Here is a 13933-nt window from a genome sequence, read left to right on the forward strand (position 1 = left end):
ACGACCCACCCGACCCACAGCCTCGTGAGCGGCAAAGACGGTTCTAACCGCCCTTACCACTCACGAGATCCGCAGGCGGTCCTCGCACGTGGCCCTGGCCCGCGGGAAGTACATGAAGGCCCCCTTCACTGCGTCTAACGCAAGGAAGGGAGCCTTCACGTACTTCCGACTAGACCGAAAGGGCCCCTTCGGCCCACCGACAGCGGAAACGACACCCTCGCGCGCAGCCTCGTGAGTGGCGATTCGTGTTCTAACCCGAAACGCCACTCACGACCACCCTGGCCCAACGGTCACCGCAGCCCCGGGCCTCGTGAGTGGTAAGGACGGTTCTAACCGCCTTTACCGCTCACGAGGGGCGGGGCGGCGCAGGTGGTAGATGTCCATGATCCAGCCCTTCCGCGAGCGCGCCGAAGCGCGGACGGAGCGGATCTCCGCGGCGAGATCGGCGGTCAGGGGACCGGAGAGCAGGAGCTCGTCGGGAGTCCCGAGGTACGCGCCCCAGTAGATCTCCAAGCCCGCATCCACGAACTTCGTGAACGTGCACCCCGCGTCCAGCATCACGAACACGTCGTCGACGTCCGCGGGCCAGCCCGCCTCGAGCCGGCGGCCGGTCGTGATCAGCACCGGCCGTCCGATCTGGTTCATCGTGGTCCGGTGCCGGGACGTCAGCGCGGCGACACTGCTCACCCCGGGGACGACCTCGTACTCGAACTCGACGTTGCCCCGTTCCAGTACGGCGTCCAGCAGGGTCAGGGTCGAGTCGTACAGCGCCGGGTCGCCCCAGACGAGGAACGCGCCCCGCTCGTCGGGACCCAGGGAACCGATCATGGTCTCGTAGACGTCGGTGCGGAGCCGGTGCCAGTCGGCGACGGCCTTCCGGTAGTCGTCCGGACTACGGTCGCGTTCGGGGTCCGGTGCCCGCACGACGCGGTACCCGGGCCGCTCGACGAACCGGTCGAGGATCTCCTGGCGCAGGCCCACCAGGTCCTGCTTCTCTGAACCCTTGTCGAGGACGAAGAACACATCGGTCTCGTTCAGCAGCCGGACGGCCTGGACGGTCAGGTGTTCCGGGTCGCCGGCGCCGATGCCGATGGCGGAGATCTTCCTCATCGCCGCAGTGTGCCCGCCCCCTCGATGCACACCCCTACCCCCATGGGGTATAAAGGAGGTGATCGCTTCGCCAGTCCTGTAGAGGAGTTCGTACCGATGGCCGAAACCACCTACACCGTCAAGGGCATGTCCTGCGGGCACTGCGCCTCCTCCGTCACCGAGGAGGTCAGCGGCATCGCGGGCGTCAGCGCCGTGAACGTGGACGTGGCCAGTGGCAAAGTAACCGTCACCAGCGATACCGCGCTCGATGTCCACACTGTGGACGCGGCCGTCACCGAGGCCGGTTACCAGCTCGTCTCGTGAGTACCGCCGTCAAGGTGTCGGCGTTCGCCGCGGCTCTGGTCGCGGTGTTCGTCGTCGCCTGGGCGATCGGTTCGGCCGTCGGGCCACTGGACGAGGCGCCGGCGCCGGTCCCGCCCGCGCCGACCAGCGTGCACGAAGGGCATCACGAGGGCCACACGGGAGGCACGCCGTGAGCGTCGAGACATCGCAGCGCGTCGAGCTGGTCATCGGGGGGATGACTTGCGCTTCCTGCGCGGCCCGGGTCGAACGCAAGCTGAACAAGGTCGACGGCGTCTCCGCCACGGTCAATTACGCCACCGAGAAGGCGCAGGTCGACTTCCCGGCCGCGGTGTCGGTCGACGACCTCGTCGGTGTCGTCGAGTCCGCGGGGTACACGGCCGAACCGCCGAAACCCGAGCCTGACGAAGACAGCACGGACAACACAGACGGTCTCCGTCGGCGGCTCTGGGTTTCCGCCGCGCTCGCTGTTCCGGTGATCGTGCTGGCGATGGTCCCGGCCTGGCAGTTCACCTACTGGCAGTGGGTCTCACTCGTTCTGGCCGCGCCCGTCGTCACCTGGGGCGCGTGGCCGTTCCATCGCCCCGCCTGGACGAACTTCCGCCATGGCGCCGCCACCATGGACACCCTGATCTCCCTCGGCGTCGTCGCCGCCACGCTCTGGTCGTTGTACGCGCTGCTCTTCGGTACCGCCGGGGTGCCCGGCATGCGTCACGGCTTCGAGCTGACCATGGAGCGCGGCTCCGGCTCCGGCAACCTCTATCTCGAGGTCGCCGCCGGGGTCACCACCTTCCTGCTGGCGGGCCGCTACTTCGAGGCCCGGTCCAAGCGCCGCTCCGGCGCCGCCCTCCGCGCGCTGCTCGAACTCGGCGCGAAGGACGTCGCCGTCCTCAGAAGCGGGGTCGAGAGCCGTGTCCCGATCGGTGAGCTGAAGACCGGTGACGAGTTCGTCGTGCGCCCGGGGGAGAAGATCGCCACCGACGGCGTCGTGACCGACGGTGGATCGGCGGTCGACCTGAGCATGTTGACGGGGGAAGCCGTCCCGGTCGAGGTGACCATCGGCGACGCCGTCGTCGGCGGGACGGTCAACGCGGGCGGCAGGCTCGTCGTCCGCGCCACCCGGATCGGCGCCGGCACTCAGCTCGCGCGTATGGCGCGGCTGGTCGAGGACGCGCAGAACGGCAAGGCGCGGGTCCAGCGGCTCGCGGACCGCGTCTCCGCCGTGTTCGTCCCGGTGGTGATCGCGCTCGCGGTCGGCACGCTCGGCTTCTGGCTCGGGGCGGGCAGCGGGGCGGACGCCGCCTTCACCGCCGCCGTCGCGGTGCTGATCATCGCCTGTCCGTGCGCGCTCGGCCTGGCCACGCCGACGGCGCTGCTCGTCGGCACCGGCCGCGGCGCGCAACTGGGCATCCTCATCAAGGGTCCCGAGGTGCTCGAGTCCACTCGCGCGGTCGACACCGTCGTCCTGGACAAGACCGGGACGGTGACCGCCGGGAAGATGAGCCTCACCGACCTCCACGGCGCCGACGAGGTCCTCCGGCTCGCCGCCGCGGTCGAGCACGCTTCCGAACATCCGATCGCCCGCGCGATCGTCGCGGCCGCCGAAGAGCGGCTGGGCGAGCTGCCGCCGGTGGAAGGGTTCCGCAACGTCGAGGGCCTGGGTGTTGTCGGCGAGGTCGAAGGCAAGACGGTCTTGGCGGGCCGCACGGCCCTCCTCGAGCAGCGCGACATCACCGTCGGAGACGAGTTCGCGCAGGTCAAAGCCGCTGCTGAAGAGCGTGGCGCGACAGCGATCGTGGTCGCCTGGGACGGCGAGGCGCGCGGTGTGCTCGTGGTCGCCGACACGGTCAAGCCGACCTCGAAGCAGGCCGTGAAGGAGCTCCGGGCGCTCGGGCTCCGGCCGGTTCTGCTGACCGGCGACAACACCGGATCCGCGAACGCCGTCGCCGCCGAAGTGGGAATCGACGAGGTCGTCGCCGAGGTGCTGCCCGCGGACAAGGTCGACGTCGTCAAGCGGCTGCAGGCCGAGGGCCGGGTGGTCGCCATGGTCGGTGACGGCGTCAACGACGCGGCCGCACTCGCGCAGGCCGATCTCGGCCTGTCGATGGGCACCGGGACGGACGCCGCGATCGAAGCGGGCGACCTGACCCTGGTGCGCGGTGACCTGCGCTCGGCCGTGGACGCCATCCGCCTTTCGCGCCGGACGCTCGGCACGATCAAGGGCAACCTGTTCTGGGCGTTCGCCTACAACGTCGCCGCGCTGCCACTGGCCGCGCTCGGCCTGCTCAACCCCATGATCGCCGGGGCCGCGATGGCGTTCTCCTCGGTCTTCGTCGTCTCCAACAGCCTGAGGCTGCGCGGGTTCCGCGGGATCGCTTAGGAGCGGACCAGCCGGGCGATGGCGTCGGAGGCCTCCCGGACCTTGAGGTCGGCCTCTTCACCGCCCGCGGCGGCGGCCTGGACCACGCAGGTGGCGAGGTGCTCGTCCAGCAGTTCGAGGGAGAACGACTGCAGCGCCTTGGTGGCCGCGGACACCTGCGTGAGGATGTCGATGCAGTACTTGTCCTCTTCGACCATCCGCTGCAACCCGCGGATCTGCCCCTCGATCCGGCGCAGGCGCTTGAGGTAGGCCTCCCGCTCGCTGCCGTAGCCCGTCATTCCGCACCCGTTCTCTCGTCGTTCCCCAGCCGTCGCCGAGTATACCCTCCCCACGTATCCGCCCCGGGCGGGCGAAATTCGCGGGTGCCAGGATGTCGAGGACGATCCGGCGGCTCCGACTCAAGCGTGAACGGCCGGGCACCCGGCCGGACGACCAGGAGGAACACCGATGAAGTACATGATCATGATCACGATGAACCCCACCGCGTGGGACGCCCTGCCCGAGGCCGAGCGCGACGAGGTGGTCGCCCGCATCGACCCTTTCATGAAGAAGCTGACCGAGAGCGGCGAGCTGCTCGGGACGCAGGCGCTGGGGGAGCCGAAGGAGAGCACGGTGGTCCGGGTGCGTGACGGCGTCCCGGTGGTCACCGATGGCCCGTTCGCGGAGTCGAAGGAGTACCTGGCGGGCTTCTACCTGGTCGAATGCGACAGCAAGGAGCGCGCGATCGAGATCGCGGGCCAGATCCCGGACGCGCACATCAACGCGATGGAGATCCGGCCGGTGGTCTATTCGTCGGGGGACAACGCTTAAGTGGCGGCCGCTTCGGTGCCGGCGCGGGTCTCTGACCTGCTCCGGCGCTGAACGGGCACTTCCGGTTTCGGGTCGACGGTGATCGCCAGGACCGTATCGGCCTCGGTGAGCAGTTCGCGGCAGCCGACCAACTGTTTCAGCACGTCAGCGCGCAGGCCGAGGGCCACATCGGCCTGCTGGCGCGCTTCGGCGACCAGGCGCTCGCCCTCTTCGGCGGCGTCTTCGAGCAGCTTTCGTGCTCTCGCTTGCGCGGCTTCGTCCTGTGCGGCGAGGGCGCGCATCGCCTCCGCCCGGCGCAGCGTCATGGCGCGTTCGAAGTCTTCGGTGATCCGCTTCCGCTCCGCCTCGGCCTCGGCGGCCTTCTCGGTGGCGCGCGCGGTGATGTCGTCGGCTTCTTCGCGGGTGAGTTCGAGCATCCGGCGCGATCGCTCCTGCAGCGCGTCCGGTGCGATCGGCACGCGGCTGATCCGGTCGACGCTGGCCTTCAGCTCGCGGTTTTCTTCTTGTGCGGCGGTGAGTCTGGCGGCGAGAGCCTCCCCGCGGCGAATCGCTTCGTCGCGCTCGGCGGCCACGCGCCGTAGCTCGGTTTCCACCTCGCGAACGAATTCCCGGACCTGGGCACGGTTGAAACCACGCCACGCCAGATCGAAGCCGGGCATTTCCATTGGTCACCTCCACGGTGGGCGATCCGTCACCGGTGCGCGACTTCTTGCGAACGGCAGAGTCGTTGCAGCACGGGGCTTTCCCCGACCAGTGTGCCTGAAGCCGCGTCGACACGCGTCACTGGTGGGTGATCTTTGCGCCGAGCGGTCCGCGCAAGCGGGAAGAAGGGTGATCCTGGAACCGGTGGGAGAATGGACGATCATCGCTAGACGCCCCATGGAGGTGGCCGCGTGACGAGTAGCCGAATTCGGGTCCCTGGCTGGAATACGGCGACCGCGGCCGAAGGGTATCGGCAGGTCAGAGAGAACATCGCGATCTTGCTCACCGATCACGCGGGCGCGGGCGGCCGTACCGTCCCGGCTTGTCCACAGTGGACCGTGCGGGACCTGCTCGCGCATCTGACCGAAATCTGCGATCGGGTGATCACCCGGTTCGGGGGAGAACCGTGCCCGGTCCCGGAGCGGGCGTCGGCGGCCGAGTTGCTGCGGCTCTGGCTCGAACGCGGACCCGAGGCCGACGCCCTCCTCGCCGCGGACGGTGAAGGAAAGAGCCGCGGCGACATCATGGTGATGGACGCCTTCACCCACGAACTCGATCTCCGGTACGCGCTCGGCGTTCCGCCGCCGGAGGCGCACGCGGCCTGGCTTCGTGGTTTCGAAGTGCTCGTCAGCGGCCTCGCCTCTTCGCTGGGGAGCCACGGGCTGCCCGGGATGCGGATCGAGATCGAGGGCGCGACCTGGATCGCGGGCACCGAACCGGTCGCCGCGGTGCTCTCGGGGCCGCCCGTGGACCTGTACCGGACGCTCGCCGGGCGCCGGAGCCCGGCCCAGATCGCCGCCTTGGACTGGCTGGGCGATCCGGAACCGTGGCTCCGGGCCTTCACCTGGGGGCCGTTCGTCCCGCCGGACGAGGCTGTCGAGTCGGTCGAGCGCTGATCAGCCGGTCGGGGACATCGACGACAGCGCCGCGGCCAGCGCGAGCACCACGGCCACGATGAGCACCTCGACGCCGACGCTGACCCGCAGTTTCCGCAGGTCGGCGGTCACGACGCCGGTGCCTCCGCGACCGGCGATCCCGCGGCGCACCGCGTTGCGGCTCAGGTTCGCCACCAGCAGCAACGCGGCGAATCCGGTCAGTTTCAGCAGGAAGACGATGCCGTAGGCCGACGTCCAGAGCGCCTCCACCGACGGCACGAGCCGGAAGCCCAGATAGGCGCCGCTGACCACCATGATCACGATCGACCAGGTGGCGATCGGGTGGAACCGCGCCAACGCCGGTTCGGCCTCGTCCGCCGGGTACTTGCCGCGCAGGAGCACGGCCAGCTGGATCAGCCCGCCCACCCAGACGGCCATCGCGCCGAAGTGCGCGAGGTCGGCGCTGACCGAGAGGAACATGATCTTGTCGGCCACCGCGTGCCCGGTCGCGGAGAAGCTCAGCATCACGATGAACGCGGCCGCCATGCCGAAGTTCTCGTACCGCGATCGGAGACGTTCCGGCTGGTCGGCGGCCAGCAGCTTCCGCGCGATCACGGCGAGTGCGACGATCGCGGCCAGGCGCAGGAGCAGCAGCTTCCCGTACGCCACCCGCAGGGTCGCCTCGATCAGCGCGGGGTCGAAGACCGCGCCGACGCCCCGGCCCGCGACGTACGGGCCCTGCAGCAGGAACCCGGCCACGGCCGTCACGGCGGAGAGCCACACACCCGTGGTGATCAGCTTCCGCGCCGCCGGGTCGGCCCGGCCGGCCGGACGGCAGACCAGCACGAACACCAGGCCGCCGAGCAGGGCGACACCGCCGAAGGAGCCCCAGCGGAAGGTGGTGAACAGCGCGTCGGTCACCGGATCGGTCCCGGTGGACGCGGACACCGCGCCCGCCGAGGTGATGAGCGGCCCGGTTCCGATCACGAACGCGATCGTGCCGCGAACGGGATGCGAGTCCGTCGAGACGAAGGCGTACTCGACGAGGTAACTGCCGTCGGGGAGATCGGGCTCGAGTTTGACGGCGACCTGCTCGGCGATGTCACCGGGCTGGAACACCGGTCCGCTGACGACGTTCGTACCCTGCTGGTCGACGACCTTGATCGAGTTCGGCTGGATGCCGATGTTCTCCGACAGGGTGACCGAGACCAGTGCGGGCGCCGAGGTGAGCCGGGCGCCGTCGGCGGGGTTCGAGGCGAGGAGTTCGACGTGGGCCGAGGCAGGGGCCGCGGCGAGCACCGCGACCCCGAACCACGCGGCCACCAGGGCCAGGAGTGCGAAGAGTCTCCTGGTCACGAGGCCGTAGATGCCAGCTCACGCCGGCTTTCGGGCGCGCACATACAGCCCGTCAGCTGCCGTTCGACGGCGGAGGCCTTCCGGTGCACGAGCATCGCGATGATCATCGGGATGGTGACGATCGTGTTGTAGAACAGGTGCAGTTCCACCCGTGGGATGAACAGCTGGATGATGCTGCTCGGCGCGGTGCCGCCGCCGAGGCGCCAGCCGGTCTGCGCCTGGATCAGCAGGAGCAGATGCTCGATGTGGTGCCAGAACTGCAGGCCGAGCGCCAGGTTCCACCACTGCCGCGAGCGGCCGGCGAAGCCCTTGCGCAGGGCGAACAGCGCGATCAGCATGACGATGGCGTAGCCGTAGTGCAGCCATTCGGAGCTGATCAGCTTGGGGAACGGGATGCCGAGCACGCCGCGGGCGTCCGGGGTCTTCCAGCCCAGGACGTAGATCTGGAACGCCTGCACGAGGTGCTCCGCCCAGTGCGCCAGCACGACGAGCGCGAAGACGTTGAGCGCCGCGCGGTGGTATTTCCCGTTGAGCGAGGCGAGTAGGCCTGGACGTGGCGAATCGAGTGAGGCCATGAAGAGGCTCCTAGGGCGAAAAGGCCGGCCGGTGACGGATATCGACGATATCTCGCGAACCGGCCGTTTCCGTTACTCCGGATTGCTGATCTGACCTGTGGTGTTACGCCGTTCGGTCGCGGGTAACCACGAATGGCTCAGTGAAAAGCACTGTGGGTCACGGAATGGCTTCCCGGTTGGTCAGTGGATGACGATTCCGTGAGACACCTGAGGCGCGGCGGGAATGTGGAACAGCCGGGTGAACAGTTCCAGGTATTCGAAGGCGCCGTCGATCCTGATCTTGCCGGTCCGGACCGCGTCGGCGGCACTGAGTTCTCCGCTGAGCAGATCCTTGATGAACGGTCCGAGCGGCTCGATCGTCGCGTCGGCGCCGGGGTGCGCGCCGTCCGCCACCTTGAGCGCGCCGTCCTCGATGATCGCGTGCAGGACCATTTCGCCCGGATAGCGCAGTTCGTAGGTGGCGTGAGTGCCCTTGGCCTGCTCGCTCTGGAAGGTCGTGTACAGCGAGAGGATCGCCGCGTCCAGGGTGAAGACGTCCTCGGGGGCGGGCTGCCCGAGCGACCGCGCGCCCCACAGGCCGAGGTCCAGCACGATCTGGTCGAGTTCACTGCCGTACTCGGTGAGTTCGTAGACCACCGCGGCGTCGAGCTGGGGGAGCAGGCGGCGGCGCAGCACCCCGGACTGCTCGAGTTCGTTGAGCCGCGCGGACAGCGTGCTCGCCGGGATCTTGGGCAGGCCCGCCTGCAGTTCGGTGAACCGCTTCGGGCCGAGGACGAGGTCACGGACGATCAGCAGTGACCAGCGTTCGCCGATGATCTCCAGTGCCCTGGCGAGACCACAGAACTGTCCATAGGTGCGAGTGCTCATCCGTCGATCCTCACTTTGCGTTTCTCGTGGCAGGAGCCGGTCTTCACGCGGGTTCACCCTCGGAGAGCAGGTCATGGTGCAGGATCTGCAGCTCGTCGCAGGGTTCCACGCCCAGTTCATTGTTGAGCCTCGCGCGCACCTGGCGGTAGGTCGCGAGCGCGTCGGAGCGCCGCCCGCTGCGGCCGAGTACGCGGATGAGCTGGCCGTGCAGGGCTTCGTCCAGCGGGTTCGCGGTGACCAGGGAACGCAGTTCGCCGATCAGCTCGTGCCGCATCCCGGCCGCGATGTCCGCCTCGATCCGCAGGTGCAGGGTGCTGCGCCGCTGCTCGACGAGGTCGACGGCGTACGCCGACAACACCGGTCCACAATGGACGTTCGCCAGCGGCGGGCCCGCCCACAGGTCCAGCGCCTCCCGGAAGGACTTCGCCGCTTCGGCGTGCTCGCCGCGTAGCTGCAGCTCCCGGCCCTTCTTCTGCAGTGCCTGGAACTCGAAGACGTCCACCTGCTCGCGGTCGATCCGGAACACGTAACCCGGCGGTTTCGTCGCCAGCATGGTCTCGCCGTACGGGGCGAGGTCGTTCTCGTCGATGCACTTGCGCAGCTGGTAGACGTAGGTGTGCATCGTGGTGCGCACACTGCGCGGCGGGTCGTTCGCCCACAGTTCCTGGACGATCGTGTCGATGTGCACGATCTTGCCCGGGCTCATCACCAGCATGGCGAGCACCTGCAGCAGCTTCGGTGTCGTCGGCGCGTAGTCGATCCCGTCCCGCAGGAGTTCGAGCGGGCCGAGGAGCGTGAAGCGGACTGGACTTGCGGACAGCGTCTGAATCGGGTTGGGTGCCGAGCCGTGGTGCGTGTCCGATACTCGTGATCCGGGGTACATCGCAAGCGCCCTCCAGCTCGATACGCGTCGTGTCGTTTTCCCAGTGCACCGACAGTGACAGAGCGCCCTGTCACCGGGCCAGTGAGCCGTCCACCAGGTCCCGCGTGCGTGTCTCCCGGGAAAACATGGGTTTTTCACATCCGAGCCGTGAATCGCGCACTGGCCGGTATGTGCTCTCTGGCAGCAGGATTCGGTGACCACACCGACCTAGGGGGGTTCCCATGCACGAGACCGTGTTGAACGGGTCCGGCTCCATCACCGGCGGTCTGGGATTCAAACGGCATCTACGTGCGGAAATCAGCGAGGGCAACGGCGCCTACCTGTTCTCGGAGCAGGGGGTGATCGCGATGCGCGGCGCGCAGGTCGCTTCGGTGGCGGCCCTGCTCGACGGCACCCGTGACCTCGACGCCGTCCTGTCCGCCTGCCCGGCGGGGATGAGCGCCGAGCAGGTCACCGGGGTGCTGGCGCGCCTGGTGGAAGCGGGTCTGGTCACCGTCCGGGTCCCGGACGAGCTCAGCGGGGACGAGCGCGCGCTCGCGTACTGGGACGCGTGCGGCCTCGACGCGTCCGCGGTGGCTTCCCGGCAGAAGCCCGCGACGGCGAGCCTGACCGCGATCGGCCGCGGTGTGGACACCTCCCAGGTGGAGAACGCGCTCCTCGCGAGCGGTATCGAGGTGGTCGGCACCGCCTCCGAACTGGCCATCGTGCTGTGCGACGACTACCTCGACCCGAGGCTGGCCGAGATCGACGCCGAGCACCGGCGCACCGGCAGGCCCTGGTTGCTGGCCCGGCCGTCGGGGTCGCAGGTGTGGATCGGCCCGATCATGCAGCCCGGCCGGTCCGGCTGCTGGCACTGCCTGACCAACCGGCTGTGGGGGCACCGGCACGCGGAAGCCTGTGTGCAGGAGGTGCTCGGGCACGACGGTCCCGCCTCGTTCCCGATGCCCGCCGTGCCGCCGCTGACCGCGGCCGCGTCGCATCTGATCTCCCTCGAAGCGTCCAAATGGCTGGCGGGACACCGGTATCCGGGTCAGCAGGCCGTCTGGATCCTCGACACCCTCGATCTGCAGGGGCGGCTGCACGAACTGCGGCGGCGCCCGCAGTGCCCGGAATGCGGTGACGAAGGGATCGTCGCCGCGCAGACGGCCGAGCCGATCGTGCTGCGGGAAGCCAAGAAGGCGACGTCGGGCGGTGGCGGGCACCGGACGCTCACCCCGGTCGAGGTGCTCGACCGCTACGGCCACCTGGTCAGCCCGGTCACCGGCATCATCAAGGAGGTCGCCCGCGACCCGAGGGCGCCGGCGTTCGTGAACGCCTACCGGTCCGGGCTCAACGTCGCACGCCGCGTGCGCGGTGAGGCGGGGCTGCAGGCCGGGCTGCGCGGGGACAACGGTGGCAAGGGCGCGAGCCCGCTCGACGCCGAGGTCGGCGCGCTGTGCGAAGCGATCGAGCGGTTCTCGGCGAACTACCAGGGCGACGAACTGCGGATCCGCGACACCTTCCGCGCGCTCGGCGAGGAAGCCGTCCACCCGAACTCGTGCATGCTCTTCGACGAGCGTCAATACGCCGCTCGCGACGAATGGAACGCCAAGCACGCGATCTTCCAGCACGTCCCCGAACGCTTCGACGAATCGGCCGCCGTCGACTGGACGCCACTGTGGTCGCTTTCGCAGCAGCGCCGGAAGCTGATGCCGACGGCGTACCTCTACTACGGCGTGCCGCCGGAGTGCGGGATCACCGGGATGCGCGCGGACTCCAACGGCTGCGCGGCGGGCAGCAGCCTCGAAGACGCGATCCTGCAAGGACTTCTCGAGCTCGTCGAACGCGACGCCGTCGCGATGTGGTGGTACAACCGGCTTCCCATGCCCGGCGTCGACATCGCCTCGTTCGACGACCCGTGGGCCGAGGAGATGGTCGGCCAGTACGCGCGGGCGGGCCGGGAACTGTGGGTCCTCGACCTGACCGCGGACCTCGGTGTCCCGGTGATGGTCGCGCTGTCCAGGAGTATCGCCGGGCCGCGCGAGAACGTCATGATGGGATTCGGCGCCCACCTGGACCCCAGGACGGCGCTGCGGAGGGCGGTCAGCGAGCTCAACCAGATGATCCCGGCGGTGCTCGCGAACGACGTCGAACTCGACGATCCCGACGCGGCGCAGTGGCTCCGGCACGCTACGGTCGCCAACCAGCCGTATCTGCTGCCGGCGCCTGGACGGTCGGCCAGACGGGCCGCGGACTTCAAGTTCGTCCGGCGGCCCGACGTACGGGACGACGTGGAATCACTGGTACGCAAGCTGTCCGCGCTGGGGATGGAGACGCTGGTGCTCGATCAGACCAGACCCGACATCGACCTTCCGGTGGTCAGAGTGGTCGTCCCGGGGCTGCGGCCCTTCTGGAGCCGCTTCGCCCCCGGGCGGCTGTTCGACGTGCCGGTGCGGCTCGGCAGGCTCGCCGAACCCACGTCGTACGACCGGCTGAACCCCTTCCCCATGTTCTTGTAGATCCGCTGGAGCAACTGGTGTCGACTGATCCCCCCACCGGCGTGGCCGAGACGATCCCCTTGTGGTCGCTCACCGACGACAGCCTTGTCGAGATCGGTGAGGACGGCTCACTGGTGGTCGTCACCCGGTGGGGGGAGTACGACTTCGACCGTGCGGAGCCGCTGGTCCGGGAATCGTTGCGGCGGATGGCTTTGGGGCCGGTCTCCCTGGCGAACGTGACGTCGTCGTGGGAGCCGGTCGAGCGTGAGCCCGATCTCGAAGGCGAGCTGAGCTGGACGGCCGAGGGCGCCGACGCGCTGCGCCAGGCGCTCAAGGAACTCGGCGGTTCGGTGGTGCACTCGCTCGGTCTCGCCGACGGGAAGGGCCCGCTGCTGTCGGTGATCCCGGTGGCGCTCGCGCCCGTGTTCGAGCCGGCGGGGATCCCGGCCGCGCGCCCGATCCGCTTGTCCCGCTTCTGTTCCCTGCGCTCCGACGCCGAAGGGATGGGGCTGGAGTCACCGTCCGCGCGGTACCGCGTCGTGCTGTACCAACCGTGGGCGGTGCACGTCGCCGCGACCTTGGCGACGGCGAAGTCGACGGGGGAGATCGTCACCATGACGGGGATCGAGCCCGGGGTGGTCGGCGCGATCGTGTCCTATCTGGTCGCGGCGGGTGTCGTCCAGCTCGCCGGGGAGCAAGGCCGGTTCGCCGAGGACGAGGACCCCGAGCTGAGCCTGTGGTCCCCGGACGAACTGTTGTTCCACACCACGAGCCGGACCTGGCGGCCCGGTGGCCCGGCCGATCTTCCCGGGCTCGGAAAACCGCCGGTGGTCAAGGCCGCCAACGGCGAGGGACCGGTGTACGCGCTCTACCGGCCGGATCTGGCCGACCGCGCGGAAACCGATCCGACGCTGACGGCGTTGCTGGAGAACGACCACACCTGCCCCGAATTCACCGAAAGCGTGGTGTCCGCGGAACAGCTCGGCGAGTTCCTGTTCCGCGGCGCGCGGATCCGGTCGATCGGGCCGGCCCACATGCCCAACGGGCCCAGCCACAGTGCTTCGCAGCGGCCGTACTTCAGCGTCGCCTGCCTGTACGAGCTCGAGCTGTACGTCTCGGTGAACCGCTGTTCGGGGCTGGATCGCGGGATCTACCACTACGATCCGCTCGACCACCGGCTCAGCCTGGTCAACGACGACGAGGCCGATCTCGACGCGATGCTCGACATGGCGATGATCGGCGGCGGCAACCACCGGCGTCCCTCGGCGCTGATCACGGTGACCGCACGGATGCCGCGGATGGCGTCGGTACTCGGCGGTGGCGCGTACGCCACGACCCTCGCGCACGTCGGCGCGTTGCAACAGACGCTCTATCTCGTCGCCCGCGCCATGGGGCTGGCCGCGCACGCCGTCCCGGTGGACGCCGGCGACCGCGTCGACCGTGCCCTCAAACTCGAATGGCCCGCCGAAGTGGGCGTCGGGGAGTGCGCGCTCGATCTCCCCGCTTGATCGCGCGGAGCCGGATAACGCCTGGACAGACCCTATCTCGATCGCGTGTCGAGTGCTCCGAAATCGGTGACGCGTTTGCTGACCACAGAG

Annotated in this window: 13 protein-coding genes and 1 pseudogene; 7 read left to right on the plus strand and 7 right to left on the minus strand. The window is 69.2% G+C overall.

Translation table 11 applies throughout. The features are described from left to right. Positions 1–339: 339 nt before the first annotated feature. Positions 340–1110 carry a precorrin-6A synthase (deacetylating) gene (gene cobF / locus ACLJRM_RS38005; protein ID WP_101605858.1) on the minus strand — a complete coding sequence of 257 codons (771 nt, stop codon included), beginning with the start codon at positions 1108–1110 and terminating at the stop codon, positions 340–342. A gap of 96 nt (positions 1111–1206) precedes the next feature. Between cobF and ACLJRM_RS38010 the strand changes: the two genes are divergently transcribed. The 3 genes and pseudogenes from ACLJRM_RS38010 to ACLJRM_RS38020 all read left to right on the plus strand — a co-directional run. Further along, entirely contained in the window at positions 1207–1413 is a 207-nt protein-coding gene (locus tag ACLJRM_RS38010; RefSeq protein ID WP_101605859.1) for a heavy-metal-associated domain-containing protein, read from the plus strand. Beyond that, positions 1410–1586, plus strand: a complete 177-nt coding sequence (locus ACLJRM_RS38015) for a hypothetical protein (protein WP_168214238.1) — start codon at positions 1410–1412, stop codon at positions 1584–1586. Before ACLJRM_RS38010 ends, ACLJRM_RS38015 begins: the two co-directional genes overlap by 4 nt. 41 nt (positions 1587–1627) lie before the next feature. Then, positions 1628–3787: pseudogene (locus ACLJRM_RS38020) on the plus strand (heavy metal translocating P-type ATPase); the annotation flags it as partial. On the opposite strand, the gene ACLJRM_RS38025 reads toward ACLJRM_RS38020, so the two are convergent. Beyond that, positions 3787–4068, minus strand: coding sequence for a metal-sensitive transcriptional regulator (locus ACLJRM_RS38025; RefSeq protein WP_009081418.1), 282 nt, complete (start codon positions 4066–4068; stop codon positions 3787–3789). The pseudogene ACLJRM_RS38020 and the gene ACLJRM_RS38025 overlap by 1 nt on opposite strands. A 169-nt stretch (positions 4069–4237) precedes the next feature. Between ACLJRM_RS38025 and ACLJRM_RS38030 the strand changes: the two genes are divergently transcribed. Further along, complete coding sequence (locus tag ACLJRM_RS38030; RefSeq protein WP_410604071.1) at positions 4238–4600, plus strand: YciI family protein; 363 nt, start codon at positions 4238–4240, stop codon at positions 4598–4600. Here ACLJRM_RS38030 and ACLJRM_RS38035 read toward each other — a convergent pair. After that, on the minus strand, positions 4597–5259 hold the full coding sequence (locus ACLJRM_RS38035) for a M protein (protein WP_410665815.1): 663 nt from the start codon (positions 5257–5259) through the stop codon (positions 4597–4599). The genes ACLJRM_RS38030 and ACLJRM_RS38035 overlap by 4 nt on opposite strands. Before the next feature lie 234 nt (positions 5260–5493). Between ACLJRM_RS38035 and ACLJRM_RS38040 the strand changes: the two genes are divergently transcribed. After that, on the plus strand, positions 5494–6198 hold the full coding sequence (locus ACLJRM_RS38040) for a maleylpyruvate isomerase family mycothiol-dependent enzyme (protein WP_255414908.1): 705 nt from the start codon (positions 5494–5496) through the stop codon (positions 6196–6198). Here the strand turns inward: ACLJRM_RS38040 and ACLJRM_RS38045 are convergent, their stop codons facing one another. The 4 genes from ACLJRM_RS38045 to ACLJRM_RS38060 form a co-directional block, all read right to left on the minus strand. Continuing rightward, complete coding sequence (locus ACLJRM_RS38045) at positions 6199–7533, minus strand: copper resistance protein CopC (RefSeq protein ID WP_410665816.1); 1335 nt, start codon at positions 7531–7533, stop codon at positions 6199–6201. Continuing rightward, on the minus strand, positions 7530–8108 hold the full coding sequence (locus ACLJRM_RS38050) for a hypothetical protein (RefSeq protein WP_101605864.1): 579 nt from the start codon (positions 8106–8108) through the stop codon (positions 7530–7532). Before ACLJRM_RS38050 ends, ACLJRM_RS38045 begins: the two co-directional genes overlap by 4 nt. Before the next feature lie 180 nt (positions 8109–8288). Beyond that, complete coding sequence (locus tag ACLJRM_RS38055; RefSeq protein ID WP_410604075.1) at positions 8289–8975, minus strand: winged helix-turn-helix transcriptional regulator; 687 nt, start codon at positions 8973–8975, stop codon at positions 8289–8291. Positions 8976–9018: 43 nt separating this feature from the next. After that, a complete protein-coding gene (locus ACLJRM_RS38060) occupies positions 9019–9858 on the minus strand; it encodes an AfsR/SARP family transcriptional regulator (protein WP_410665817.1) in 840 nt (279 codons plus the stop codon). Positions 9859–10079: 221 nt separating this feature from the next. On the opposite strand from ACLJRM_RS38060, the gene ACLJRM_RS38065 reads away from it, so the two are divergent. Both ACLJRM_RS38065 and ACLJRM_RS38070 read left to right on the plus strand, forming a co-directional pair. Beyond that, positions 10080–12356 carry a TOMM precursor leader peptide-binding protein gene (locus tag ACLJRM_RS38065; protein WP_410665818.1) on the plus strand — a complete coding sequence of 759 codons (2277 nt, stop codon included), beginning with the start codon at positions 10080–10082 and terminating at the stop codon, positions 12354–12356. A gap of 41 nt (positions 12357–12397) precedes the next feature. After that, the gene (locus ACLJRM_RS38070) at positions 12398–13843 is read left to right on the plus strand and encodes a SagB family peptide dehydrogenase (protein ID WP_410665901.1); all 1446 of its coding nucleotides are present in this window, start codon (positions 12398–12400) and stop codon (positions 13841–13843) included. Positions 13844–13933 lie beyond the last annotated feature (90 nt).

This window comes from Amycolatopsis sp. lyj-84 (genome assembly GCF_046549075.1).
Classification (GTDB): Bacteria; Actinomycetota; Actinomycetes; order Mycobacteriales; family Pseudonocardiaceae; genus Amycolatopsis.